Genomic DNA, 26,452 nt, shown 5'->3' with positions numbered 1-26,452 from the left:
ATGGCCAAGCGCATCGACGTCTCCGGTCTCTCCGCCTTCTACGGCAACCACAAGGCCATCGACGACATCTCCATGACCGTCGAGCCGCGCTCCGTGACGGCCTTCATCGGCCCGTCCGGCTGCGGCAAGTCCACCTTCCTGCGCACCCTGAACCGCATGCACGAGGTCACCCCCGGCGGCCGCGTCGAGGGCAAGGTGCTCCTGGACGACGAGAACCTGTACGGCCCGGGCATCGACCCGGTCGCCGTCCGCCGCACCGTCGGCATGGTCTTCCAGCGCCCCAACCCCTTCCCCACCATGTCGATCTTCGACAACGTGGCGGCGGGCCTGCGTCTGAACGGCAACTTCCGCAAGAGCGAGCTCCAGGACATCGTCGAGAAGTCCCTCAAGGGCGCCAACCTCTGGAACGAGGTCAAGGACCGCCTGAACAAGCCCGGCTCGGGCCTGTCCGGCGGCCAGCAGCAGCGCCTGTGCATCGCCCGCGCCATCGCGGTCGAGCCCGAGGTCCTGCTGATGGACGAGCCCTGCTCCGCCCTCGACCCGATCTCCACCCTCGCCATCGAGGACCTGATCGGCGAGCTGAAGGAGCGCTTCACGATCGTCATCGTGACGCACAACATGCAGCAAGCCGCCCGCGTCTCCGACCGCACCGCGTTCTTCAACCTCGCGGCGGTCGGCCAGCCCGGCAAGCTCATCGAACTCGACGACACGGACCGGATCTTCTCCAACCCGTCCGTCCAGGCCACCGAGGACTACATCTCGGGCCGCTTCGGCTGAGCCGAATCGGAGCAAGACGTCCTGCGGTGCTGCATGGCGGTGCCACCGCAAGGCGAAGGGCCCGCCCCCTGTGAAGGGGGCGGGCCCACTCATTTGCCCGTGCCCGCGGCCACCCGCGGCCACCCGGGGAACGCTCCCCGGGCCCGGGATCAGACGAACGCGAGGTTGACGATCCAGAAGCTGAGCGCCGCGACCAGGGCCGCGGCCGGCATCGTGATGAACCAGCCGAGGATGATGTTCTTGGCGACGCCCCAGCGGACCGCGTTCACCCGCTTGGTCGCCCCCACACCCATGATCGCCGAGGTGATCACGTGGGTGGTGGAGATCGGCGCGTGGAAGAGGAACGCCGAGCCGAACATGATCGAGGCACCGGTGGTCTCCGCCGCGAAGCCCTGCGGCGGGTCCAGCTCGATGATCTTGCGGCCCAGCGTGCGCATGATGCGCCAGCCACCCGCGTACGTGCCGAGCGACAACATCACGGCGCAGGAGATCTTGACCCACACCGGGATCGGGTCGCCCGGACCCTCGACCTCGGCGATGACCAGGGCCATCACCACGATGCCCATCGTCTTCTGCGCGTCCTGGAGACCGTGGCCGAGCGCCATGCCCGCCGCCGAGACGGTCTGCGCGATACGGAAACCGCGCTTGGCCTTGTGCGGGTTGGCCTTCCGGAACATCCACAGGATCGCGACCATCACCAGGTAGCCGACCACGAGGCCGACCACCGGCGAGACGAACATCGGGATGACGACCTTCTCGATCACGCCCGACCAGATGACGTCCGTGCCGCCGGCCAGCGCCGCGCCGACCATGCCGCCGAAGAGGGCGTGAGAGGAGGACGAGGGCAGCCCGAAGTACCAGGTGACGAGGTTCCAGACGATCGCGCCGACCAGCGCCGCGAAGAGGATCCACATGCCCCGGTTGCCGTGGGGCGTCTCGATCAGGCCCTCGCTGACGGTCTTGGCGACCCCGCTGCCGAGGAAGGCGCCGGCGAGGTTCATCACCGCAGCCATCGCCAGGGCCGCCCGCGGGGTCAGCGCCCGCGTGGAGACCGAGGTCGCGATGGCGTTCGCGGAGTCGTGGAAGCCGTTGGTGTACGTGAAGCCGAGCGCGACACCAATGGTCACGACCAGCGCAAAGGTGTCCACGAGGTTCAGGACTCCTTGACCGCGATGGTCTCCACCGTGTTCGCCACGTGCTCGAACGCGTCCGCGGCCTCTTCGAGGACGTCCACGATCTGCTTGAGCTTGAGGACCTCGATGGCGTCGTACTTGCCGTTGAAGAGCTGGGCGAGGAGCTTGCGGTGGATCTGGTCGGCCTGGTTCTCGAGGCGGTTGACCTCGATCCAGTACTCGGTCAGGTTGTCCATCGTCCGCAGGTGCGGCATGGCCTCGGCGGTCAGCTCGGCCGCGCGCGCCAGGACCTCGATCTGCTGCTCTACACCCTTGGGCAGCTCTTCCACCTGGTAGAGGACGACCAGGTCGACCGCCTCCTCCATGAAGTCCATGATGTCGTCGAGCGACGAGGCCAGGTTGTAGATGTCCTCGCGGTCGAACGGCGTGATGAACGAGGAGTTCAGCTGGTGGAAGATCGCATGCGTGGCGTCGTCCCCCGCGTGCTCCGCCGCCCGCATCCGTTCCGCGATCTCGGCCCGGGCGGACGAGTCCGCTCCGAGCAGTTCCATCAGGAGCTTCGAGCCCGTGACGATGTTGTCCGCGGATGCGGCGAACATGTCGTAGAAGCTCGTCTCCCTGGGGGTCAGACGAAATCGCACGGTGAGGTCCTCGGGGTGCATTGGATTCGGTCAGGCTGATGCTAGGCGCATCCTCCGGCCACGGCTAACCGGCAGTTCCCCAGTGTCCTCCATCAGGCAGAGTGGGGAGCACAAGCCCTGCCCCATCAGGCAAAGCCCGATATCCTATACCCATGAGGGGTATATGCCCTCAGGTGACCACGGGAGGACGCATGACCACCTCAGACACCACCACGGAGCCGGAAGCCGCCGGTCACGCGCTCGACGCGGGCGCCGTGCACGGCTACCACCACCAGAAGGACGAACACCTCAAGCGACTGCGCCGGATCGAGGGGCAGATCCGCGGACTCCAGCGCCTCGTCGACGAGGACGTCTACTGCATCGACATACTCACGCAGGTTTCGGCCAGCACGAAGGCGCTCCAGTCCTTCGCGCTCCAGCTCCTGGAGGAGCACCTGCGGCACTGCGTGGCCGACGCGGCCGTCAAGGGCGGCACCGAGATCGACGCCAAGGTAGAGGAAGCCACAAAGGCCATCGCCCGCCTGCTGCGCACCTGACCGCGCCGGACCCACACGATCGGGGAGCCGGGGGGAGCCGGGGCGCGGCGCACGCCACGCCCCTTTTCTCTTTCCTCTTCCCTGCTACGCGCAGCGGACGAGCAGCACCTCGTCGATGCGGTCCAGGCTGAGACGCTCCTCGTCCACCGCGGAAGCCGCGATGATCAGCTCACCGCACAGCTCGATCTCGGCGAGGGCCACGTGGTCCTGGACAGCCGTCCCGACTGCTGCCGGAGTCACGCGCACCACCTCTTCCTGCCGCCGTCGGCACGGTCACCGGCACGGCATCGGTCACCGGCTTCTCAGCGTAGGGAGACCGCCACCGGCCGCGCATGACACGGATGGACCATTTCCGGATACCCGCCGATGGCCCGTTGGCGCCGTCCGCCGCCCTAGTCGGCGATCTTCCCCGCGAAGATGTCCCTGCTTGGCGGCAATTGCACGGTCACCGGCGTACCGAATCCGAACAGGAGCGTCGTCGATGAGACATCGATCACGCCATTGTTGACATAGCTGAAACGGTGCCGGACCTTCCGCAGCAGCCCGGCCTCGTCGAGATAGACGTCGAAGGGCACCGTGTCCTTGCTGAACCCTTTCGCCGCGGCCAGCAGCGCCGCCCGCGCGTGCGGAGCAGCACTGCGCGCCGCCCGCCCGAGGTCCGTCGTCCCGCGGTAGTGCCGGACCTTGGTCCCCGCGAGCTCGGTCTCCCCCACGTACGTGACGTCCTGCGCGCCGCGCAGCAGCTCCGCCGCGGCCATCGGGTCGGTGGCCCCGCCGGTGACCAGGTTGCCGTCGGCGAGCGAGGCGGTGTCCACCCGTACCCACTTGTCGGCGGGCACGCCCGCGCCCCGGTTCTTCATGTAGAGCGCGCCGGGCGCCAGCAGCTCGGTGATCGGCCGGTGGCCGGCCTTGCCCGTCACGTCGGCGGGCAGCATCACCAGCAGCTGGCCGAGCCGGTTGCGGAAGTCCACCCCGCCCTCGCCGCGGATGGTGACCCGGGTACCGCCCGTGGCCATCTCCATCGCCGTACGCGCCCGTGCGCTGCCCGCGCGGGTCAGCGCGTCGGCGGCGCCGCGCACCGCCTCGCCCGCGTCCGGCGCCGGGGGCTGCTCGGCACCGCATCCGGAGGCCGTACCCACCACCCCCAGCACCGCCGCGACGGCGATCCACGCCCCGCCTGTGCGCCTGTGCCGCTGCACCACCATCGCCTGCCAACCCCCAACGCGTGACCGCTGCTTGCCCGAGGCCCCCACCCGCTCCGGATAACGAGCCCCGGGGTTCCCCGTCACGGGACGGGCCCCTGTCGGCGCCAGGTACCGTGGGTGGTGTGGACACGCACTTCGCAGCGCCCCAAGCCGCTCCGCTCTCCGCCGCCACCCCCCGTCCCACCACCCCCGGGCCCACCCCTCCGGCCACCACGTCGGCCGCCCCTCCCGCGGCCGTCCCCGAGCCGCGCGTGCCGGCCCTGGCGGAGCCCGCGCACCACGCCAGCACCACCGAACGGGGTTCGTTCTGCACGGCCCGGTGCAGCTGCGGCTGGCGCGGCCCGGCCCGCCGCTCCCGCGACCTCGCCCGCAAAGACGCCGCCGCCCACAACACCCACCCCGCCTGACCGGCCGGCAGCGGTACCCCCGGCCTCGTCAACTCCCGGGCTTGTCGGCGTTGCGTGCGGCAACATCCAGCCTCGCCGGCGTTTGAGGCGCGGGGTTTGGGGCGGAGCCCCAAGACAACCCGGCTGACGCCGGGCACCGGGCTCCGCCCGGACCGCTCCTCAAACGCCGGAGGGGCTGGAAGTCGCCCCTCGGGCAGCCAGTGAGACTGGCGGCGGCCACCTCGGGCAGCCAGTGAGACTGGAGGTGGCTCCCCGGGCAGCCAGCGAGACTGGAAGGGGCCCCCGGGCAGCCATTGAGACTGGCGGCGGCCACCTCGGGCAGCCGGTGAGACTGGAGGTGGTCACCCCGGGCGTCGGCGAAGCCAAGGGGTGCGCCACGGCCATCCCGGCGGCCACGGCCGCCCAGGGTCGCCCGGACAGCTCACCCAGGTGGCAACCTCCGCACCGGCCGGGTGCCCTGGACCCAGGAGGGGGGACCTCCTCGACAGGGCGGAGCCCATGCCAGGACCTGCAGCCGCACCCCGGATCGCCGTACTCGCATGGGTCTTCCTGTTCGCCGTCGCCCCGCACCAGGCGTGGGCCGGTCAGCGACCAACGGGCAAGCCCTCGCAGCGGCCCCACCACAAACCGGCGGCCCGCCCGGTCGGCACGGCGGACGGCCCCGCCGACGTCGCGCTGGCCATCGGGACCACGACCGCGGCCGCCACCGCCACGGGCCTGTGGCTGCGCTCGCGCCACCGGCGCGAAGCCCAGCAGGGCGGCGAGCCCTGACCGGCGACGGGGCCCGGCGCCCCGGACCGGCCGCCCGTACCGCGGCGGGCGGCCGCGCGGCGGTACGCGCCTGCTTCGGCGGGGCGGCCCTGTGCCTGCTGGCGGCCGTCGTCCTCTACCTCCGCGGCTGACGGGTCGTCCGGGACCAGAACCCCCGGCAGCGCAAAGGGCACGCGAAGCAACCGCCCAGACGGGGCGTCAGGCACGCCCCGCAACCGCACCCCCGGCGGGGCGTCAGGCAGCCAGGTCCCGTTCGGGGAAGCCCTCGCCCGGCGCGCCGGCATGAGCCTGGTTCAGGTCCACGGCCAGCGGCCGCTCGACCGCCCGCGAGCGTACGAGCCACCGCATGCGGGACGACCGGGCGACGGCCCTGACCACGGGCGCGAGGAGGGCCATCGCGAGCGGCGCGAGGAGCAGGACCACGGCGGTCCCGAGCGCGAAGCCGCCCACCACGTCGGTGGGGTAGTGCACGCCGAGGTAGACCCGGCTGAAGCCCTCGGCGAGGGCGAGCCCGATGCCGATGAGGCCCAGCCGGCGGTGGGCGATGAACAACCCGACGCCGAGCGCCATCGCGAGGGTCGCGTGGTCGCTGACGAAGGAGAAGTCGGTCTTGCCGGGGACCAGCACCTCAAGGCCATCGTGCGCCTTGAACGGCCGCTGCCGCCCCACGAATCCGCGCAGCGGCACGTTGATCAGCAGGGCGATGCCGGCGGCGAGCGGTGCCCACACGAGGGCGACGAAGGAGTCGACGGCGGCGGAGTCGCCCTGGCGGCGCGCGCCGCGCCAGCACCACAGGACGAGCAGGACGAGGGCGAGCAGGATGCCGTACTCGCCGACGAGGGCGACGGCCCGGTCGAACCAGCCGGGGGTGGCCTCCGCAAGGCCGTTGATGCCGTAGAGCAGGCTTACATCGGGGTTCGGCCCGCCCGCCGCGAGTCCAGCCATGGTGGTGTGGCCCCTTGCCCTTGCCTTGTCCCCTGCGGACGCACGCCGGTGTGCGTCCCTTCGCCCCCCGCGATCAAGCCCCCGAGACCATGGAACGCCCGTTCTGGCGCGTACGTTCCACTCTCCACCGAATGATCACCCCAACGTTATCGAAGAGTGACTCATCGTCGCAGCTCAGGGCCTGAGCCTTACGGTGTGTCGCCGGCCGCGGCCCGGACGGGGAGCGCTTCGGCGCCGTCCTTCGTGACCCGCGTCGCACCGAAGTAGTCGGGCGTGTCGATCTTGTCAAAGCGGATCACGGCACCGGTGAACGGGGCATTGATCATGTATCCGCCGCCCACGTAGAGGCCGACGTGCCGGATTTCGCGGGAGTTTGTCAGATCGTCAGAGAAGAACACCAGGTCACCGGGGAGCAGTTCGTCCCGCGAGGGGTGCGGACCCGCGTTGTACTGGTCGTTGGCCACGCGCGGCAGCTCGATGTTCACCGTCCGGTACGCGGCCTGAGTGAGCCCCGAGCAGTCGAACCGGCCGTTCTGGTCGGGCGTTCCGTTGCCGCCCCACAAGTACGGCGTGCCGAGCTTCTTCTGCGCGAAGTAGATGGCGCCGGCGGCCTGCCGCGAGGGCGCCATCCGCCCGACCGGCCGCTCGAAGCTCTCCGCGAGGGTCGTGATGACCTTCACGTAGTTGCGGGTCTCGCGGTACGGCGGCACCCCGCGGTACTTGAGGACCGCGCCCGGGCCCGCGTTGTAGGCGGCGAGCATGTTCTTCACCGGGTCGCCCGGCACGCCCTTCACGTCCGCGGCGAGCGAGCAGTCGTACGAAGCGGCGGACGGGATCGCGTCCTTGGGGTCCCAGATGTCGCGGTCCCCGTCCTTGTCCCCGTCGATGCCGTGGATCCGCCAGGTGTCGGGGATGAACTGCGCGATGCCGCGGGCGTCGGCCGGGCTCACGATGTCCGGGTCCCAGCCGCTCTCCTGGTACAGCTGCGCGGCGAGCAGCGCGGGGTTGAGCGCCGGACAGAGATTGCCCCAGGTCTGCACGAGCGACGTGTACTTGGCCGGCACCGCCCCCTTGGCCAGCCCCGCGAACCGCCCGCCACCGGTCATGATCCCGGCGGCGGCGGAGTACGTGCCGACGACGAGCAGCGCGATGAAGCAGAAGAACACCGCGGTACCGATCCCACTGGCCACCCAGAATCTGCGCATCCGTCAACACTCCCCCATGCCCCGCCCCTTCAAGGCAGTTTGACGCACACCGGCCCGCCCGTCTCCCCCACCCAGCGCACAGGGCGCGCGAACGCCGCGCACATGGCCGGATGACCGCATGGCCATATGGTCTGCCAACCGGCTGACCGTGGCCCGCCAGGCCGGCACCGACGTCAAGGTGACCTCGCGGTTCCTGCGCGCGCTGGAGGGCCAAGGGCCTGGTCGAGCGCGCGGTCGGCCCCGAGGACACCCGCGCCAGGCTGCTGCGCGTCACGGACGCCGGCGCGGCACTGGCCCCGCGCGCGATCGCCGCCGTCGCCGCCGTCGAGGCCGTCGAGGCCGTCGAGGCCGTCGAGGCCGTCGACTCGAGCTTCCTCCGGCCGGTCGCGCGCGAGGAGGCCGTGACCCTGCTCGGCCGGCCGGCCCGGGGGACTCCTCGTAGGCGCGTCCCGCCCGGTTCAGGCCGGGCGGGCGGCCACGAACAGGGACTGGGCGCTGCGGCCGATGGGGCCCTTCTCGTCGTGCAGCTGTGCGTCGGCCAGGCCGAGGCCGGACGGGTCCACGCTGGTGCGGGCCGCCACGCACACCCACTCGCCCACCGGGTGGCGGTGCAGGTGGACGGAGAGGTCGGCGTTGACGAAGACGTGCCGGGAGAAGTCCAGGACGTTGCTGATGCCGTTGCCGGAGTCGGCCGCGACCAGGACCCGGTCCAGGGGCCGGGGTTCGTCGCCTGCCACCAGCGGCACCCGCATGCGCAGCCAGGCCGCGGCCGGCCCCTGTTCCAGGAAGGCGCCGAACGCGAAGCGGGTCTCCGTGGCCGTGTGGTAGCCGACGTCCCACGGCACCGGGAAGAACGGCGCGGCAGGCAGCTCGCCGGGCGCGACGACCAGCGGGCCCTGCGCCACCGCCGGGCCCGGCTCGGCGGTGGTCCGGATCCGCAGGGCGCGGGCCAGCATCACCGGGGCGTCGGCGCCCTCCGGGGTGAGAGCCGCCTCCACCAGCTCCGTGCCGCGGCCCGCGCGCAGCACGGTCGTGGTCACGGACACCGGCGCGATCGGCACCGGGCGCAGGATCTCGTAGGTGATCCGCGCGATCCGCATGTCGGTGCGGGCGTCCGGCCGCTCCTCGACGGCTCGGCCCAGCAGCGCCGCGGGCGGTCCCGCGTGCTGGGAGCCGGCGTCCCACGGCCCTCGCGTGGACTCGGTCGAGCGGTAGCGCCCCTCGTCGGTCCGCTCGTAGAACGCCTCGTGCCCGCCCATGCCGTGCCGCCCTTCCACCCGTACGTCCTGCCCGACCACCGGAACGCTACCGCCGGGTAACCCGGAACGGCCAGGGCTCACGTGGTCAGCGCGCGAAGCCCAGGCCGACGCCCAGTCCCACCAGCACCGAGCCGATGGCCCGGTTCAGCGTCTTCTGCGCCTTGAGCATCCGGTCGCGCAGCCGCGAGTCGGAGAAGAACAGCGCGACCGCGCCGAACCACGCCAGGTGCGCGAAGGCCATGAAGAGCCCGTAGCCCGCCTGCTGCCAGAGCGCCGTGCCCGGGTCGACGACCTGCGTGAACGTCGAGACGACGAACAGGGTGGTCTTGGGATTGAGGACATTGGTGAGGAAGCCGGAGCGCAGCGCGCCCAGCGGGCTCAGCTGCGGCTTCGACTCCAGGTCCACGGTCAGCTCGGCGCGCGCCCGGAAGGTCCGTACGCCGATGTAGACGAGGTACGCGGCGCCGGCCAGCTTGATCGCCGTGAACAGGGCGGTCGAGGACGCGATGAGGAGGCCGACGCCGAGCATCGTGTACGTGACGTGCACGAGGACGCCCGCGGCGACTCCGGCGGCGGCGAACAGGCCGGTGGGACGGCCGTAGAGGTAGCTGTTGCGGACCACCATCGCGAAGTCGGCGCCGGGACTGATGACGGCGAGGACGGTGATGACGGCCACTGCGATCAATTCGGTCATGCCGCGATGCTCGCCGCACCCGCCCGAACGATCAACGGTTTTCCCGGACAGCGCCCGCGGGCAGGGCGCCGCACTCCGGGAACAACCGGGGGAGAATGGCGGCGTACGACGACACGTGCGGCGCGAGCGGTGCCGCACCGGCAGGAGAGCGAACACCGTGTCCGACACCCCCCGGGCCACCCGGCCCGGCAAGACCCCGAAGCACGGCACCGGCGGCCGGGGCGCGGCACCCGAACGGGACCACCTCCGCGCCGACTGCGCGAACTGCTTCGCGCTGTGCTGCGCGGCGCTGCCCTTCGCCGCCTCCGCCGACTTCCCCGTCACCAAGCCCGCCGGCACCGCGTGCGGCAACCTGCGGGAGGACTTCCGCTGCGGCATCCACACCCGGCTGCGCGCCGACGGCTGGCGCGGCTGCACGGTCTTCGACTGCTTCGGGGCCGGGCAGCAGGTCTCGCAGGTGACCTTCGGCGGCGTCGACTGGCGTGCGGCCCCGGAGAGCCGGCAGCGGATGTTCGACGTGTTCCCGGTGATGCGCACGCTCCACGAGCTGCTCTGGTACCTCACCGAGGCGCTCGCCCAGCCCGCCGCCCGCAGCGTCCACCCGGCCGTACGCCGGACCCTCGCCCGTACCGAGGAGCTCACGCGCGCCGACGCGGCCACCCTGGAGGCCGCCGACCCGGGCGCGCTGCGCGCCGCGACCGGCGAGCTGCTCCTCCAGGTGAGCGAGCTGGTACGGGCCGCCCAGGTGCCCGGCCGCCGCAAGAACCACCGCGGCGCCGACCTCATGGGCGCCAAGCTGGCCGGCACCGACCTGCGGGGCGCCAACCTGCGCGGCGCCTACCTGATCGCGGCCGACCTCCAGCGGGCCGACCTGCGCTTCGCCGACCTCATCGGGGCGGACCTGCGCGACGCGGACCTGCGGGGCGCGGACCTGACCGGCGCGCTCTTCCTCACCCAGGCCCAGGTCAACGCCGCCAAGGGGGACAAGACCACCCGCATCCCGGCGGGACTGACCCGCCCGGCGCACTGGTAGCGGCAGCCGTAGCCCGGCCAGGGGCGGACCGCCCGGAACGCCTACTGGCTGCCGCGCCCGGCTCGTGCTCCGGGTGCGGCAGCCAGTCCGGCTATCACCGTTGCCCCGAGATCAGGGCTGCGCCGTGATCTGCGCCCACGGGTTGGGGCAGACGGGGAAGGCGACGCCGTTCGTCGCGCAGACGGTCTGGTAGACAGTCCCGCCCGTCGTCATGACCTTGAGGTACAGGTCATTGCCCTGCGAGGCGAGCGTGCCCGTGCACACGTTCGCCGGGTACGAGGCCGCTTGGACGCCGTCGTTCAGCGGGTTCCACGTGTACGCCGTGAATGCACCCATGCCGCCCGCGCGCGTCCGGTGGCCGAGGGAAGCGACGCCGTTCTTCACGGCGAGGGCGAACTCCTCGGCATTGGACGGCAGGTAGGAGTCGATGCTCTGACAGGGGCCCGGAGGGCCCGCCGGACCGGAGGGACCGATCGGGCCCTGTTCGCCCCGCTCGCCCTGCTCGCCCGGTTCACCGGGGTCTCCCTTGTCACCCTTGGGGCCCCTGGGACCCCGCGGTCCGGGCGGCCCGGGGCAACCGCTGCTGCCCGCCCGCAGGTCGTCACGGTCACGCGGCGGCCGCGGCTTGGGGCACTTGTCCCCGCCGCCGCCACCGCCGGCCGCCGTCTGCTCGGCGACCGCGGCGGTCGTCGCCGCCGCGCCGCCGGTGTCGGCGAACACGGGGGTGCTGAACCCCGCGAGGCCGAGGGCCATCGGCAGCACGAAACCGCCGACGAGCCAATGGCGACGTCCAGTCCTGGTCACAGGACCCATGCGCTTGCTCCTTCGTCGTAACGAACTTGGAGGTGCTTCGGCCGGAAGCGAGATGGAGCATCCCCCGCGCCGCCCTCTCAGATCGAAGGAAAGGCGGAATGTCGGACAAAAGTCAGTGTGATGGCCCAACGCCACGCCCACGGACAGCGGTACGAGCAGCTCGGAGGGGGTCCCCGGCGGCCCGCCGAGCACCGCTCAAACCCCTCCACAACGCGGTCCACCCCCACGGGGACACGGACCCCCGCGAACGGCTCCCCCCGATGGGCCACGCCTTTCCCCCTCCCGCCAGTCATTGCCCGGCGTCAACCCCCGTGGTACACAGAGTGACCATGCAGGCCTTCGCATAGAACCGGCCCACGCCCAGGTCAGGGCCGTGCGACCGCCGGTTCGCAGAAGCGCGCGGAGAGTTCGCGCAAAGAGTGCCGCCAAGTCGACATAATCGGGCGGTTTCATCAGCGAAGATAGTGCGTGACCCCTGCCGCAGGGCATGGGCTACCGGAACTACCCAACTGGGGCGGTGAGTTACATGATCCTGGCAGCCGAAAAGGGCGACATCACCACCATCATCGGCGGAATCGCCCCGAACTGGGGCCCGTTCGGAAGTCTCGGCAGCGAAGCGAAGGTCATGATCGAGGTGGTCATGGCCGTCGCGATCCTGCTCTGCCTCGGCATCGCCATCTGGGGCGCGGCCAAGCAGCGCATCGGGGCCACGGCCCTGCGCGACACCTTCAGCGCCGAACAGGGCAAGGGCCTCATCGTGGCCGGACTCACCGGTGTCTTCATCATCGGATCCCTCGGCACGCTCTTCACGATCGTGTACGGGATGGCCGTCTGACCCTCGCCTGCCCGCCGTCGGCCCCCTGAGGTTGCTTTCCTGATGACGACTCACCAGTCCGCGTCCACGCGGCACCCGGCACGGCTACCGTCGTACTACGCAGGACTGCACACGGCTGAGGGGGCGGACGCGGCATGAGCCACGAGGACGGATACGGCGGGTACGAAGACGAACCCACCAGACGGGTCGGCGGCACCGGCCAGACCCGCACCCGCCTCCCGGAGCCGACCGGCGACCCGTACGGCGGCCCCCGCCGGCCCGCCCGCGCCTCCCGCGGCCTGGTCACGGTGGTCGGCGTCGTCGTACTGCTGATCGCGGCGATCGCGTTCGCGAACCAGGGCGGCGACGAGGAGCCGGGCGGCGAGGCGAAGGGTCCGGCGCCGCGCGCCGAATCCACCACCCCGACCGGCGTCCGCCCGGTGGACGGCAAGAACGCCGGCATCCCCTCCGGCTTCGCCCACGACGAACAGGGCGCGCAGTCGGCCGCCGCGAATTTCGCGGTGGCGCTGGGTTCTGACGGCATGTTCAAAAAGGACTCGCGGCACTTCATCGTCGACACCGTGTACACGCCGGAGGCCGCGAAGCGGTTGAAGGGCCCGCAGGACGAGGCGTACTCCGCCGCTTTCCTCAGCAGGCTCGGGCTGGACGCGAACGGCGACGCACCACAAGGCAGCGCGTTCGTGACCCGGGCCGTCCCGGTCGGGACACGCATCGAGAGCTTCAACGGTACGAGGGCCAAGGTGGCGGTCTGGTACACGGGGCTCATCGGCATGTCCGGTCCCAAGTCCACCGACCCCGTGCGGACCCTGTGGAAGACCTGGACCTTCAACCTGGCCTGGTCGGGCAACGACTGGAAGATCACGGCCGACAACCAGCAGGACGGCCCTGCTCCCGTTCCGGGGGACGTCCCCGCATCGACTTCCGATGACATCAGCAAGGCCGTGCAGGAGTACGGAGGCTTCACCTATGCCCGGTAACTTCCGTACCCGCGCCCGAGCCGTAGCGGGTGTGCTCGTCGGCATGCAGACGGCACTCGTCCTGCTGTCGGCACGTTCCTACGCCGCTCCCACACCCCCGGCCACGACCCCCGGTGCCACGCCGACCCAGCTCCCGGGGACGGCCAACGACCCGTGCGACCTCCTCATCGGCCCCGCGAAGCAATATTGCGAGAACGGCGACAAGGCCGGCGGGTCAGGGCGCAGGGACACCCTCGCGCCCAACCCCACCGACGCCCTCGACCCCCTGACCTCGCTCGCCCGCGGCTGCGCCGACGCCGCCGCGTGGATCGTCGGCAAGCTCAGCGAAGCGGTCAACGGCACCGCCAACGTCGACTTCACCAACGCCGCCTTCCTCCGCCAGTACGCCGTCGTCTTCGCCGCCTCCACGGTCCTCACCCTGGTGCTGTGGCTGCTCGCCGTGGCCAAGCGCGCCATCCGCGGCGTACCCCTGGCCACCGCCCTCTCCGAGGCGATCGGCTTCCTCTGGCTGACCGTCCTCGCCTCCGCCTTCACCCCGCTGATCCTCTACACCGTCGTCTCCGCCACCGACGGCGTCACCGAGGTCATCGCCACCGGCACCGGCGGCCAGACCGACGTGTTCTTCGGCTCCTTCGCCGAGGCCCTCAAGAAGGGCGAGGACATCGGCGGCGGCCCGATCATGCTGATCGTCGTCGCCCTCGTCACCGTCGTCGCCGCCGGCGTCCTGTGGCTGGAGCTCGTCATCCGGGCCGCCCTGCTGTACGTGGGCGCCCTCCTCGGCACCGCCGTGTACGCCGGCCTCGTCGACCGGAACATGTGGGGCCACGTACGCCGCTGGGCGGGCATCATGATCGCCGTCATCCTGATCAAGCCGGTCATCGTGATCGTCCTCGGCCTCGCCGGCGCGCTCTCCGGCGACAAGGGCCCCGACGCCTTCTCCGCCGTGGTCTCAGGACTCGCCATCATCCTCTTGGCGATCTTCGCGTCCGCCATGATCTACCGTTTCGTACCCGGGTTCGGCGACGAGATCGCCTCGGCCCGTACGAACCGCAGCAAGGCCACCGACGGCGCCCAGGCGGCCGCCGTCATCAGCTCACCGGCCTCCCTCGTCTCCCAAGGCATCAAGACCCACAGCAGCCGGGGCGCCCACCGGGGCGGCGGGGGCGGCGAGGCCCGGCCCGCCAACCCGATCTCCGGCGGCGTCGCGGCCCACAGCTCCCGCCCGTCGGGCGGCGGTGGAGGCGGCGGGGTCGGCGGCGGATCTGTCCCCTCCGCCGCACCCCCGCCACGCGGCTCGGGAGTGAACACACCGCACACCAGCAGGACCACAGGCAAGGGAGGTGAAGGGCGTTGACAGCCCAGTCCCACCAGATGTCCCACCAGATCCATCCGGTCGCGCCCCGCCGCACGTATCTGATCGGCCGGGCCCGGCCGAACGCGATCGTCGGCAAGAACCGCGAATCCGGCGAGATCGCCCTGATCATCGCGGGTGCCTTCCTCGGCATGATGAGCGGACTCCTCGTCCCGAACCTCATGCTGCGCATCGTCGCCCTCGCCGGCTTCCCGATGGTCTCCCTCGCCATGGTGTACGTGCCGTACAAGCACCGCACGTTCTACAAGTGGTTCGAGATCAACCGCAGTTACAAGCGCACCCTGCGCCGCGGCACCACGTACCGATCCGCCGCCATGGAGGCCGGGACGAGAGCCTCCGACCGCCGCGAGGTCGAGGTCGGCCCGCCCCCCGGCATCGGCCGGATCAACTGGCTCGCCGCGCCCTTCGGACCCGACGAGATCGCCGTCCTCCTGCACGCCGACCGCCGGACCGTCACCGCGGCCATCGAGATCGAGGGACCCGGCGTCGGCCTGCGCGACAGCGAGGACCAGGAAGCCCTAGTCGACCGCTTCGGCACCCTCCTCAAGCACGTGGCCAACGGCGACGGCTTCGTCACCCGCCTCCAGATGCTGGCCCGTACGCTGCCCGCCGACCCCGACGCGCACGCCAAGGACGTCGCCCAGCGCGGCGACCAGCAGGCGCCCGGCTGGCTCCGCGACTCGTACGACCAGCTCCAGTCGATGGTGTCGACCTCCAGCGAGCAGCACCGCGCGTACCTCGTGGCCTGCATGCACTACACCCGCGAACTCGCCGCCGAGGCCCACACCACCGCCCGCGCCGCCGCCCCGGCCAAGGGCCGCAAGCTCGACAAGGACGCCGGCCTCGCCGTGGTCATGGCCCGCGAGCTCACCGACATCTGCGCCCGCCTCGCCGAGGCCGACATCCGGGTCCGCCAGCCGCTCGGACAGGGCCGCCTGGCCTCCCTCGTGCACTCCATGTACGACCCGGACCACCCCATCGACCACATCCAGGCCATGACCCGGCGCAACGCCTGGCCCGCCGAACTCGACGCGGTCGAACCCACCTACCTCCAGGCCAAGACCCGCGAGTCCTCGACCCGCGCCCCCTGGTGCCACGCCACGGCCTGGGTGAAGGAATGGCCGATGACCCCCGTCGGCGTCAACTTCCTCGCCCCGCTCCTCGTACACACCCCGGACGTGATCCGCACCGTCGCCGTCACCATGGACCTCGAACCCACCGAGGTCGCCATCGAGCGGATGCTCACCGAGAAGACCAACGACGAGGCCGACGCCTCCCGCGCCGCCAAGATGAACCGCACCGTGGACCCGCGGGACATCGCCGCCCACGGCCGGCTCGACCAGAGGGGTGAAGATCTCGCGAGCGGTGCGGCGGGCGTCAACCTGGTCGGGTACATCACGGTGTCCTCGCGGTCACCGGAGGCCCTCGCCCGCGACAAGCGCACCATCCGCGCCTCGGCGGGCAAGTCCTACCTGAAGCTGGAGTGGTGCGACCGCGAACACCACCGCGCCTTCGTGAACACCCTGCCGTTCGCCACCGGCATCCGACGCTAGCTGGAGGGCAGACCCGCCATGCGAGATCCGCTGTCCGCGCTGACGGACGCCTTCACCAGCTTCCTCTTCGGCAAGGTCGAGACGACCCGGCTGCCCGTGCGCACCTCGACCGGCCAAGCCCAGGCCGTCTACCTGCCGACCGCCGCCCCCGGCCTCGGCGACTCCGGCGTCATCATCGGCCGCGAGGTCTACAGCGGGAAGGGCTACATCTACGACCCCTTCCAGCTGTACGGCCAGCAGCTGCCCGCCCCGCACTGGCTGGTCCTCGGCGAGTCCGGCAACGGCAAGTCCGCGCTGGAGAAGACGTACGTCCTGCGCCAGCTGCGCTTCAAGGACCGCCAGGTCGTGGTCCTCGACGCGCAGGGCGAGGACGGCGTCGGCGAGTGGAACCTGATCGCCGAGCAGCTGGGGATAACCCCCATCCGCCTGGACCCGGTCGCAGCGGCCGACGGCGGGATCCGCCTCAACCCGCTCGACCCGGCGATCACCACCACCGGCCAGCTGGCCCTGCTGCGCACCATCATCGAGGTCGCGATGGGGCACGGCCTGGACGAGCGCGCCGGCTTCGCGCTGAAGGTCGCGCACGCCTACGTCAACGAGACCATCCTCGACCGGCAGCCCGTCCTCACCGACATCGTCGAGCAGCTCCGCCACCCGGAGCCGGAGTCGGCCGAGTCCATGAACGTCGACATAGACGACGTGCGCGCCTGGGGCCTGGACGTGGCCCTGGTCCTGGACCGGCTGGTCGACGGCGACCTGCGGGGCATGTTCGACGGCCCGACCACGGTCGGCATCGACCTGGACGCCCCGCTGATCGTCTTCGACCTGTCGCACATCGACCGCAACTCGATCGCCATGCCCATCCTGATGGCGATCGTCGGGGTCTGGCTGGAGCACACCTGGATCCGGCCCGACCGCAAGAAGCGGATCTTCCTGGTCGAAGAGGCCTGGCACATCATCAACTCGCCCTTCGTCGCCCAGCTGTTCCAGCGGCTGCTGAAGTTCGGGCGCCGGCTCGGCCTGTCCTTCGTCGCCGTGGTCCACCACCTCTCCGACGTGGTGGACGGAGCGGCGGCCCGGGAAGCCGCGGCCATCCTCAAGATGGCCTCGACCAGGACGATCTACGCGCAGAAGGCCGACGAGGCACGCGCGACGGGCCGGGTGCTGGGCCTGCCGCGCTGGGCCGTCGAGATCATCCCGACGCTGACCCCGGGCATCGCGGTCTGGGACGTCAACGGCAATGTCCAGGTGGTCAAGCACCTGATCACCGAAGCGGAACGCCCGCTCGTCTACACGGACCGCGCGATGACGGAGTCCTCGACTCCGGAACGGGTGGTACCGGAGGACGTGCTGGCGGCGGAACTGGAGGCGGAGGAACGGGCTCTGCTGATCGAGCGGCAGATGAACGGCGACTCCGCGGAATCCACGGTGGCGTAGATGAGCGGTGAGAAGCCCGCGCAGCGGGGCGAGCGGGGCGGTGTCCCCGACGGGCTGCTGGTGGGCCTGCTGGCCTTCCTGCTGGGACTGACGGTCCTGGTGTGGACGGCCACCGGCCTGGCAGCCCTGTTCGCACGGGGGTCCTGGCCCTCGACGGTGACCTTCCGGAACACTCCGGACGCCCTGAAGTCGCTGATAGCGCAACCGCACGACGTGGCAGCCGCCTGGCCGGCGACCGACCCGGCGGCGCTGTCGAACTGGGGCCTTTTCTGGGGGATCTTCCTCAGCGAGCTGCTGGTGCTGTTCGTGCTGATCGTCTTCGGCATCGGCGTCTTCGCCCGCTCCAAGGCCCGCCGCGCCCGCGCCCGCGCCGCCCGCCTCACCCCGGACCCGGCCCCGGAACCCCGGCCGGAGCCGGTACGGGAGGACCCCACGGCGGCGGCCGCGGCCATGGCGGCGGCCGCCGCGGCCGCGGCGGTACGCGAACTGGCCGCGATGCCGGGGTTCCTGGCGACCCCGGCGGCCGGGGCGGCGAGCGGTACGACGGGCATGGCGGCGCCCGGCACGGCAGGCGCCCTGGCGGGCATCGCGTCGCCCGGTACGGCGCCCGGGGCCGGTCCGTCGCCCGTCCCCCTGCCCGGCCAGGCCCCCGCCCCGGGGCCGGGTCCCGGGCCCGCCCCGCTGCCGGGTCAGTCCCCGCCTCCCACGGCGGGCCACGCGCCGGGCCACGTACCCGTACCGGCCCCCGGCCACGTACCGCTGCGCAAGCTGCCGGCCCCGGTCGGCGGCCTCGGCGCCCCGTATGAGACGGCTCCCGCCCCGGTCCTCCAGTACGGCACCCCCGCCGAACGGCTGGCCGGCGCCGCGCGGCGGATCGCCGAGGCGGAGGGCGCGGTGCTGGTCGTCACGTCCTCCCCCGCCCTGTGGGCGGAGACCAAGGACGCCCGGGCCAAGCTCGGCCCGGTGCTCCTCTACGATCCCTCGCACCTGTGCGACACCCCGGCCCGGATGCACTGGCACCCTGGCAGCGGTTGTACTGACCGGGAGACCGCCGCCGCCCGCGCGGTGGCCCTGCTGGCGCCCGTACGGCCGCAGGCCCGCATCGACGCGGCCGTGGCCGACACCGCGGAAACGCTCCTGCGGAGCTGGCTGCACGCGGCGGCGCTCGACGACCGCCCGTTCAAGCAGGTCCACCGGTGGGCCCAGGGCGGCGGCGCCAACGAACCCGTCCGGATCCTGCGCACCCACCCGAAGGCCGCGCCGGGTCTGGCCGGCGAGTTCGAGAACGCCCTCACCGCCCACCCCGAACGCCGCGAGATCGCCCAGGCGCTGACGGTCCGTGCGCTGTCCTGCCTGTCCTCCATCCACATCCGCGAGGCGTGCACTCCGCATCGAACAGATGCGCTCACGCTGGCATCTTTCATGGACGAAGGGGGGACTCTCTATGTGGTGGGTGAGCCCATCGAGGACCCTCGGACCAACCCCGGGGCGATGCCTCTGCTGACGGCGCTCACCGCGAGCGTGGTCGAGCACGGCCGCCGCATGGCCGCACGGTCATCCGACGGTCGGCTCGACCCACCAGTCACCCTGGTGCTCGACGACATCGCGGCCGTGGCCCCGATCCCGCAGCTCCCCCAGCTCCTCGCCGATCCCCCGCTGCCGATGCTCGCGCTGTGCCGCAGCCCGGAGCAGGCCCGCGCCCGCTGGCCGGAGGCGGCCCTGCCGGCCCTCTGACCGGGCCGGTGACGCCATCCGGCCTCACAACGGTCCGGTCCAAGCGGCGGCCCGGTCCAAGCGGCGGCCCGATTACGCGGTTATACGGCTGCCCGGCTACACGGCTGCCCGGTTACGCGGCTGCGCGGTCGGTGACCGGCCGGCGGCGGGCGGCGGGGTCCCGCAGGGCCGGCAACTGCCAGGCGCCGTCCGGGTGGTAGACGTTCGTGCCGGGCGGCACGATCTCGTCGATCCGGTCGAGCACCACGTCCTCCAGCAGCAGGGAGGCGCCCTTGAGGGAGTTCTCCAGCTGCTCCATGGTGCGCGGTCCGAGGATCACCGAGGTCACGTCGGGGTGCGCGGCGGGGAAGGCCACCGCCAGTTCGGGCAGCGTGCACCCGATCTCCTCGGCGAGCACGACCAGTTCCTCGACGGCCGCGAGCTTGGCCGCGGTCACCGGCAGGGACGGGTCGAAGCGCTCCGGTGCGAGCCGGGCCCGGCCCGCCGTCAGGTCGACCGGCTGCCCCTGACGGAACTTCCCGGTGAGGAAGCCGGACGCGAGCGGGCTCCAGGTCAGCGCGCCCATCCCGTAACGGCGGCACGCCGGCAGCACGTTGGCCTCGATGCCGCGGGCGAGGATCGAGTACGGCGGCTGCTCCGTGCGGAACCGCTGGAGCCCGCGCCGCTCGGCGACGTGGTGCGCGTGCGCGATCTCCTCCGCGGGGAACGTCGAGCACCCGAACGCCCGGATCTTCCCGGCCCGTACGAGGTCGCCCAGCACGCCGAGGGTCTCCTCGATGTCCGTGTCCGGGTCGACCCGGTGCACCTGGTAGAGGTCGATCCAGTCCGTGCCGAGCCGGCGCAGGCTGTCCTCGACGGCGGTGGTGAGCCAGCGCCGCGAATTGCCGCTGCGGTTGCGCCCCTCGCCCATCTGGAAGTGGCCCTTGGTCGCGAGGACGACGTCGTCGCGGCGGCCCTTGAGCGCCTTGCCGGTGATGACCTCGGACTCGCCCGCCGAGTACATGTCGGCGGTGTCCACGAAGTTGATGCCGGCGTCGAGCGCCGCGTGGATGACGCGTACGGATTCCTCGTGGTCGGGGTTGCCGACCGCGCCGAACATCATCGTGCCGAGGCAGTACGCACTCACCTGCATGCCGGTGCCGCCGAGAACGCGATAACGCATGAGAAACCCCCCGTTGAGTCGTTCCGGTGCGGCCGGGACCGGGTCCGGGCCGCACCGACTGTGTTCCGGACTCTAGGAGTTGGAGGGTGCTCTAGATCAAGCCCCGCACCACCGGTCCCGGTTGCCCAAGGGACTCCCGCTATTCGGGCCGGGGGATGGCGAGTTCGAGTTCCATGGCGCCGTCGCCCTCGGGCATCGGGACGACGGTGCCGGTGAAAGTGAAGCCGGCCCGCCGGTAGAAGGCCTGCGCCCGCCCGTTGTCCTCGTGCACGAAGAGCCGTACGCGCTCCAGCGCCGGCGACTCGAGCGACCAGGCCCAATCCAGGGCGGTGTCGAAGAGCGCTTCGGTCAGCCCGGTGCCGCGGTACTCGGGGCGCACGTAGACGCCGACCAGGTGCCCCTGGTCCATGGCGATCTCGCCCTCGAAGAAGTCGGCCGCGCCGGCCTGCTCGACGAGCATGACCACGGAACCGCTCCAGCTGCCGTCAGGCGCCTCGGCGACGAACTGGCGCGCCGCGCCGCCGTGGGAGGATCCCGCGGCCCGGTCCTGCCAGAACGTGTCATCGCGGGCCTCAGCCTGCTCGACGGTCTCCAGGAAGGCTACGGGGGCCGCCGGGTCCTTCAGGGAGGTGATCCGCAGGCCGCGGACCTTCTCCCACTCGTCGGGCCGGATGGCGCGTATCACGTGGTTCGTGTCGTGGTGCACGTTGCTCATGGACCGATCCTAGACAGATCGGCACCTGGCCGTAAACGCAGAAAAGCCCCGCACCATAAGGTGCGGGGCTTTCCCACAATGATTGTTCGGCGGCGTCCTACTCTCCCACAGGGTCCCCCCTGCAGTACCATCGGCGCTGAAAGGCTTAGCTTCCGGGTTCGGAATGTAACCGGGCGTTTCCCTAACGCTATGACCACCGAAACACTATGAAGTTGACCAACCGGGCATAGACACGGTTCGTTACTTCAGAACTAACACAGTGGACGCGAGCAACTGAGGACAAGCCCTCGGCCTATTAGTACCAGTCAGCTCCACCCGTTACCGGGCTTCCACATCTGGCCTATCAACCCAGTCGTCTACTGGGAGCCTTACCCTCTCAAGGAGGTGGGAATACTCATCTTGAAGCAGGCTTCCCGCTTAGATGCTTTCAGCGGTTATCCCTCCCGAACGTAGCCAACCAGCCATGCCCTTGGCAGGACAACTGGCACACCAGAGGTTCGTCCGTCCCGGTCCTCTCGTACTAGGGACAGCCCTTCTCAATATTCCTACGCGCGCAGCGGATAGGGACCGAACTGTCTCACGACGTTCTAAACCCAGCTCGCGTACCGCTTTAATGGGCGAACAGCCCAACCCTTGGGACCGACTCCAGCCCCAGGATGCGACGAGCCGACATCGAGGTGCCAAACCATCCCGTCGATATGGACTCTTGGGGAAGATCAGCCTGTTATCCCCGGGGTACCTTTTATCCGTTGAGCGACGGCGCTTCCACAAGCCACCGCCGGATCACTAGTCCCGACTTTCGTCCCTGCTCGACCCGTCGGTCTCACAGTCAAGCTCCCTTGTGCACTTACACTCAACACCTGATTGCCAACCAGGCTGAGGGAACCTTTGGGCGCCTCCGTTACTCTTTGGGAGGCAACCGCCCCAGTTAAACTACCCATCAGACACTGTCCCTGATCCGGATCACGGACCGAGGTTAGACATCCAGCACGACCAGAGTGGTATTTCAACGGCGACTCCACAACCACTGGCGTGGCTGCTTCAAAGTCTCCCACCTATCCTACACAAGCCGAACCGAACACCAATATCAAACTGTAGTAAAGGTCCCGGGGTCTTTCCGTCCTGCTGCGCGAAACGAGCATCTTTACTCGTAGTGCAATTTCACCGGGCCTATGGTTGAGACAGTCGAGAAGTCGTTACGCCATTCGTGCAGGTCGGAACTTACCCGACAAGGAATTTCGCTACCTTAGGATGGTTATAGTTACCACCGCCGTTTACTGGCGCTTAAGTTCTCAGCTTCGCAACCCCGAAAGGTCACTAACCGGTCCCCTTAACGTTCCAGCACCGGGCAGGCGTCAGTCCGTATACATCGCCTTACGGCTTCGCACGGACCTGTGTTTTTAGTAAACAGTCGCTTCTCGCTGGTCTCTGCGGCCACCCCCAGCTCAGAGTGCAAGACTCATCACCGGTGATGGCCCCCCTTCTCCCGAAGTTACGGGGGCATTTTGCCGAGTTCCTTAACCATAGTTCACCCGAACGCCTCGGTATTCTCTACCTGACCACCTGAGTCGGTTTAGGGTACGGGCCGCCATGAAACTCGCTAGAGGCTTTTCTCGACAGCATAGGATCATCCACTTCACCACAATCGGCTCGGCATCAGGTCTCAGCCTTAATGAGGGACGGATTTGCCTACCCCTCGGCCTACACCCTTACCCCGGGACAACCACCGCCCGGGCTGGACTACCTTCCTGCGTCACCCCATCGCTTACCTACTACAAGTCTGGTTCGTCGGCTCCACCACTTTCCTTTCCCCGAAGGGTCCGGAACGGCTTCACGGACTTAGCATCGCCTGATTCGATATTGGGCGTTTCAAAGCGGGTACCGGAATATCAACCGGTTGTCCATCGACTACGCCTGTCGGCCTCGCCTTAGGTCCCGACTTACCCTGGGCAGATCAGCTTGACCCAGGAACCCTTAGTCAATCGGCGCACACGTTTCTCACGTGTGTATCGCTACTCATGCCTGCATTCTCACTCGTGAACCGTCCACAACTAGCTTCCGCTGCTGCTTCACCCGGCACACGACGCTCCCCTACCCATCACAGCGGGCGTTGGCCCTATTGCTGCAATGACACGACTTCGGCGGTACGCTTGAGCCCCGCTACATTGTCGGCGCGGAATCACTTGACCAGTGAGCTATTACGCACTCTTTCAAGGGTGGCTGCTTCTAAGCCAACCTCCTGGTTGTCTCTGCGACTCCACATCCTTTCCCACTTAGCGTACGCTTAGGGGCCTTAGTCGATGCTCTGGGCTGTTTCCCTCTCGACCATGGAGCTTATCCCCCACAGTCTCACTGCCGTGCTCTCACTTACCGGCATTCGGAGTTTGGCTAAGGTCAGTAACCCGGTAGGGCCCATCGCCTATCCAGTGCTCTACCTCCGGCAAGAAACACACGACGCTGCACCTAAATGCATTTCGGGGAGAACCAGCTATCACGGAGTTTGATTGGCCTTTCACCCCTAACCACAGGTCATCCCCCAGGTTTTCAACCCTGGTGGGTTCGGTCCTCCACGAAGTCTTACCTCCGCTTCAACCTGCCCATGGCTAGATCACTCCGCTTCGGGTCTAGAGCGTGCAACTCAATCGCCCTATTCGGACTCGCTTTCGCTACGGCTTCCCCACACGGGTTAACCTCGCTACACACCGCTAACTCGCAGGCTCATTCTTCAAAAGGCACGCAGTCACGACGCATTGAGTAAACTCAATGCGCGACGCTCCCACGGCTTGTAGGCACACGGTTTCAGGTACTATTTCACTCCGCTCCCGCGGTACTTTTCACCATTCCCTCACGGTACTATCCGCTATCGGTCACCAGGGAATATTTAGGCTTAGCGGGTGGTCCCGCCAGATTCACACGGGATTTCTCGGGCCCCGTGCTACTTGGGAGATTCTTAAGCAAGCCGCTGATGTTTCGTCTACGGGGGTCTTACCCTCTACGCCGGACCTTTCGCATGTCCTTCGACTACATCAACGGTTTCTGACTCGCCGACCGGCCGGCAGACCGATCAAAAGAATTCCCACAACCCCGCATGCGCAACCCCTGCCGGGTATCACACGCATACGGTTTGGCCTCATCCGGTTTCGCTCGCCACTACTCCCGGAATCACGGTTGTTTTCTCTTCCTGAGGGTACTGAGATGTTTCACTTCCCCTCGTTCCCTCCACACTGCCTATGTGTTCAGCAGTGGGTGACAGCCCATGACGACTGCCGGGTTTCCCCATTCGGACACCCCCGGATCAAAGCTCAGTTGGCAGCTCCCCGGGGCCTATCGCGGCCTCTCACGTCCTTCATCGGTTCCTGGTGCCAAGGCATCCACCGTGCGCCCTTAAAAACTTGGCCACAGATGCTCGCGTCCACTGTGTAGTTCTCAAGCAACGACCAGCCACCCATCACCCCACCAGACAAGCTAGTGAGTTCACTGGGGCCGGCATCGCGAAGGTTCGACCAAATCGGCCGTACCCTCAGATACCCAACAACGTGCCAAGCACAATCCCCGCCACTCTTCCGTGTTCCACGCCGAAGCAGTACTTACAGAAGGCTTTGAAGACTGTGCCAACTAATCAACGTTCCACCCATGAGCAACCGTGCGATTCATTCGATCGCAGTCGGCTATATGCTCCTTAGAAAGGAGGTGATCCAGCCGCACCTTCCGGTACGGCTACCTTGTTACGACTTCGTCCCAATCGCCAGTCCCACCTTCGACAGCTCCCTCCACAAGGGTTGGGCCACCGGCTTCGGGTGTTACCGACTTTCGTGACGTGACGGGCGGTGTGTACAAGGCCCGGGAACGTATTCACCGCAGCAATGCTGATCTGCGATTACTAGCGACTCCGACTTCATGGGGTCGAGTTGCAGACCCCAATCCGAACTGAGACCGGCTTTTTGAGATTCGCTCCACCTCACGGTATCGCAGCTCATTGTACCGGCCATTGTAGCACGTGTGCAGCCCAAGACATAAGGGGCATGATGACTTGACGTCGTCCCCACCTTCCTCCGAGTTGACCCCGGCGGTCTCCTGTGAGTCCCCATCACCCCGAAGGGCATGCTGGCAACACAGGACAAGGGTTGCGCTCGTTGCGGGACTTAACCCAACATCTCACGACACGAGCTGACGACAGCCATGCACCACCTGTATACCGACCACAAGGGGGGCACTATCTCTAATGCTTTCCGGTATATGTCAAGCCTTGGTAAGGTTCTTCGCGTTGCGTCGAATTAAGCCACATGCTCCGCCGCTTGTGCGGGCCCCCGTCAATTCCTTTGAGTTTTAGCCTTGCGGCCGTACTCCCCAGGCGGGGAACTTAATGCGTTAGCTGCGGCACCGACGACGTGGAATGTCGCCAACACCTAGTTCCCAACGTTTACGGCGTGGACTACCAGGGTATCTAATCCTGTTCGCTCCCCACGCTTTCGCTCCTCAGCGTCAGTAATGGCCCAGAGATCCGCCTTCGCCACCGGTGTTCCTCCTGATATCTGCGCATTTCACCGCTACACCAGGAATTCCGATCTCCCCTACCACACTCTAGCCTGCCCGTATCGAATGCAGACCCGGGGTTAAGCCCCGGGCTTTCACATCCGACGCGACAAGCCGCCTACGAGCTCTTTACGCCCAATAATTCCGGACAACGCTTGCGCCCTACGTATTACCGCGGCTGCTGGCACGTAGTTAGCCGGCGCTTCTTCTGCAGGTACCGTCACTTTCGCTTCTTCCCTGCTGAAAGAGGTTTACAACCCGAAGGCCGTCATCCCTCACGCGGCGTCGCTGCATCAGGCTTTCGCCCATTGTGCAATATTCCCCACTGCTGCCTCCCGTAGGAGTCTGGGCCGTGTCTCAGTCCCAGTGTGGCCGGTCGCCCTCTCAGGCCGGCTACCCGTCGTCGCCTTGGTAGGCCATTACCCCACCAACAAGCTGATAGGCCGCGGGCTCATCCTTCACCGCCGGAGCTTTTAACCCCCGCCCATGCAGGCAGGAGTGTTATCCGGTATTAGACCCCGTTTCCAGGGCTTGTCCCAGAGTGAAGGGCAGATTGCCCACGTGTTACTCACCCGTTCGCCACTAATCCACCCCGAAGGGCTTCATCGTTCGACTTGCATGTGTTAAGCACGCCGCCAGCGTTCGTCCTGAGCCAGGATCAAACTCTCCGTGAATGTTTACCCGTAATCGGGTGCACACCACGCAAGAGCGGGAC

General features: G+C 68.8%; 22 protein-coding genes and 3 rRNA genes. 11 read left to right on the top strand and 14 right to left on the bottom strand.

The annotated features are described in order from the left end of the window. Positions 1-777 (top strand): phosphate ABC transporter ATP-binding protein PstB, encoded by a 777-nt coding sequence (pstB, locus tag OG764_RS19750; RefSeq protein ID WP_328969732.1) that lies wholly within the window; start codon positions 1-3, stop codon positions 775-777. 149 nt (positions 778-926) lie between these two features. Here pstB and OG764_RS19745 read toward each other — a convergent pair whose 3' ends face one another. Both OG764_RS19745 and OG764_RS19740 read right to left on the bottom strand, forming a co-directional pair. After that, positions 927-1,925, bottom strand: a complete 999-nt coding sequence (locus OG764_RS19745) for an inorganic phosphate transporter (protein ID WP_328969731.1) — start codon at positions 1,923-1,925, stop codon at positions 927-929. A gap of 5 nt (positions 1,926-1,930) precedes the next feature. Then, complete coding sequence (locus OG764_RS19740) at positions 1,931-2,551, bottom strand: DUF47 domain-containing protein (protein WP_030157116.1); 621 nt, start codon at positions 2,549-2,551, stop codon at positions 1,931-1,933. A 191-nt stretch (positions 2,552-2,742) separates the two neighbouring features. On the opposite strand from OG764_RS19740, the gene OG764_RS19735 reads away from it, so the two are divergent. After that, entirely contained in the window at positions 2,743-3,087 is a 345-nt protein-coding gene (locus OG764_RS19735; protein WP_443055989.1) for a metal-sensitive transcriptional regulator, read from the top strand. Positions 3,088-3,171: 84 nt separating this feature from the next. Here the strand turns inward: OG764_RS19735 and OG764_RS19730 are convergent, their stop codons facing one another. Together OG764_RS19730 and OG764_RS19725 are read right to left on the bottom strand one after the other, a co-directional pair. Then, positions 3,172-3,327, bottom strand: coding sequence for a hypothetical protein (locus OG764_RS19730; protein WP_328973303.1), 156 nt, complete (start codon positions 3,325-3,327; stop codon positions 3,172-3,174). Positions 3,328-3,479: 152 nt separating this feature from the next. Beyond that, complete coding sequence (locus tag OG764_RS19725) at positions 3,480-4,292, bottom strand: hypothetical protein (RefSeq protein WP_328969729.1); 813 nt, start codon at positions 4,290-4,292, stop codon at positions 3,480-3,482. Positions 4,293-4,414: 122 nt separating this feature from the next. Between OG764_RS19725 and OG764_RS19720 the strand changes: the two genes are divergently transcribed. After that, positions 4,415-4,699 (top strand): hypothetical protein, encoded by a 285-nt coding sequence (locus tag OG764_RS19720; RefSeq protein WP_328973302.1) that lies wholly within the window; start codon positions 4,415-4,417, stop codon positions 4,697-4,699. Positions 4,700-5,197: 498 nt separating this feature from the next. After that, positions 5,198-5,470, top strand: coding sequence for a hypothetical protein (locus OG764_RS19715; RefSeq protein WP_328969728.1), 273 nt, complete (start codon positions 5,198-5,200; stop codon positions 5,468-5,470). Between the two features lie 234 nt (positions 5,471-5,704). On the opposite strand, the gene OG764_RS19710 is transcribed toward OG764_RS19715, so the two are convergent. The 4 genes from OG764_RS19710 to OG764_RS19695 all read right to left on the bottom strand — a co-directional run bounded on the left by OG764_RS19710 (position 5,705) and on the right by OG764_RS19695 (position 9,573). Continuing rightward, positions 5,705-6,415, bottom strand: a complete 711-nt coding sequence (locus OG764_RS19710) for a phosphatase PAP2 family protein (protein ID WP_328969727.1) — start codon at positions 6,413-6,415, stop codon at positions 5,705-5,707. 188 nt (positions 6,416-6,603) lie between these two features. Beyond that, complete coding sequence (locus OG764_RS19705; RefSeq protein ID WP_328969726.1) at positions 6,604-7,620, bottom strand: bifunctional lytic transglycosylase/C40 family peptidase; 1,017 nt, start codon at positions 7,618-7,620, stop codon at positions 6,604-6,606. A 458-nt stretch (positions 7,621-8,078) separates the two neighbouring features. Continuing rightward, positions 8,079-8,918: a thioesterase family protein gene (locus OG764_RS19700; protein WP_328969725.1), complete on the bottom strand. Its 840-nt coding sequence runs from the start codon at positions 8,916-8,918 to the stop codon at positions 8,079-8,081. Positions 8,919-8,964: 46 nt separating this feature from the next. Then, positions 8,965-9,573: a LysE family translocator gene (locus tag OG764_RS19695; RefSeq protein WP_328969724.1), complete on the bottom strand. Its 609-nt coding sequence runs from the start codon at positions 9,571-9,573 to the stop codon at positions 8,965-8,967. Positions 9,574-9,730: 157 nt separating this feature from the next. On the opposite strand from OG764_RS19695, the gene OG764_RS19690 reads away from it, so the two are divergent. After that, the gene (locus tag OG764_RS19690; RefSeq protein WP_443055988.1) at positions 9,731-10,606 is read left to right on the top strand and encodes a pentapeptide repeat-containing protein; all 876 of its coding nucleotides are present in this window, start codon (positions 9,731-9,733) and stop codon (positions 10,604-10,606) included. Between the two features lie 111 nt (positions 10,607-10,717). On the opposite strand, the gene OG764_RS19685 is transcribed toward OG764_RS19690, so the two are convergent. Continuing rightward, positions 10,718-11,419: a hypothetical protein gene (locus tag OG764_RS19685; RefSeq protein ID WP_328969723.1), complete on the bottom strand. Its 702-nt coding sequence runs from the start codon at positions 11,417-11,419 to the stop codon at positions 10,718-10,720. A gap of 526 nt (positions 11,420-11,945) precedes the next feature. Between OG764_RS19685 and OG764_RS19680 the strand changes: the two genes are divergently transcribed. The 6 genes from OG764_RS19680 (at position 11,946) to OG764_RS19655 (ending at position 19,327) form a co-directional block, all read left to right on the top strand. Further along, positions 11,946-12,254 carry a hypothetical protein gene (locus OG764_RS19680; protein ID WP_266999476.1) on the top strand — a complete coding sequence of 103 codons (309 nt, stop codon included), beginning with the start codon at positions 11,946-11,948 and terminating at the stop codon, positions 12,252-12,254. A 134-nt stretch (positions 12,255-12,388) separates the two neighbouring features. Then, positions 12,389-13,231 (top strand): hypothetical protein, encoded by an 843-nt coding sequence (locus OG764_RS19675; protein WP_328969722.1) that lies wholly within the window; start codon positions 12,389-12,391, stop codon positions 13,229-13,231. Then, a complete protein-coding gene (locus tag OG764_RS19670) occupies positions 13,221-14,585 on the top strand; it encodes a hypothetical protein (protein ID WP_328969721.1) in 1,365 nt (454 codons plus the stop codon). Before OG764_RS19675 ends, OG764_RS19670 begins: the two co-directional genes overlap by 11 nt. 17 nt (positions 14,586-14,602) lie before the next feature. Then, the gene (locus OG764_RS19665; protein WP_328973077.1) at positions 14,603-16,156 is read left to right on the top strand and encodes an SCO6880 family protein; all 1,554 of its coding nucleotides are present in this window, start codon (positions 14,603-14,605) and stop codon (positions 16,154-16,156) included. A gap of 18 nt (positions 16,157-16,174) precedes the next feature. Then, positions 16,175-17,593: an ATP-binding protein gene (locus OG764_RS19660; RefSeq protein WP_328969720.1), complete on the top strand. Its 1,419-nt coding sequence runs from the start codon at positions 16,175-16,177 to the stop codon at positions 17,591-17,593. After that, on the top strand, positions 17,594-19,327 hold the full coding sequence (locus tag OG764_RS19655; RefSeq protein WP_328969719.1) for a type VI secretion protein: 1,734 nt from the start codon (positions 17,594-17,596) through the stop codon (positions 19,325-19,327). Between the two features lie 112 nt (positions 19,328-19,439). Here OG764_RS19655 and OG764_RS19650 read toward each other — a convergent pair whose 3' ends face one another. From OG764_RS19650 to OG764_RS19630, 5 genes are all read right to left on the bottom strand, one after another. Continuing rightward, the gene (locus OG764_RS19650) at positions 19,440-20,489 is read right to left on the bottom strand and encodes an aldo/keto reductase (protein ID WP_328969718.1); all 1,050 of its coding nucleotides are present in this window, start codon (positions 20,487-20,489) and stop codon (positions 19,440-19,442) included. 139 nt (positions 20,490-20,628) lie between these two features. Further along, on the bottom strand, positions 20,629-21,204 hold the full coding sequence (locus tag OG764_RS19645; RefSeq protein WP_328969717.1) for a GNAT family N-acetyltransferase: 576 nt from the start codon (positions 21,202-21,204) through the stop codon (positions 20,629-20,631). Between the two features lie 84 nt (positions 21,205-21,288). After that, positions 21,289-21,405: ribosomal RNA gene (gene rrf, locus OG764_RS19640) — 5S ribosomal RNA — on the bottom strand. Between the two features lie 74 nt (positions 21,406-21,479). After that, positions 21,480-24,602 (bottom strand): 23S ribosomal RNA (locus tag OG764_RS19635). A gap of 285 nt (positions 24,603-24,887) precedes the next feature. Continuing rightward, positions 24,888-26,411: ribosomal RNA gene (locus OG764_RS19630) — 16S ribosomal RNA — on the bottom strand. Together the 16S, 23S and 5S rRNA genes form the textbook arrangement of a ribosomal RNA operon. Positions 26,412-26,452: the final 41 nt, after the last annotated feature.

Origin of the sequence: Streptomyces sp. NBC_00239, from assembly GCF_036194065.1 — a bacterium.
In the GTDB taxonomy this organism is placed as follows: Bacteria; Actinomycetota; Actinomycetes; order Streptomycetales; family Streptomycetaceae; genus Streptomyces.
The sequence above is the reverse complement of the archived record's forward strand: the minus strand, read 5'-3'. Positions and strand labels throughout refer to the sequence as shown.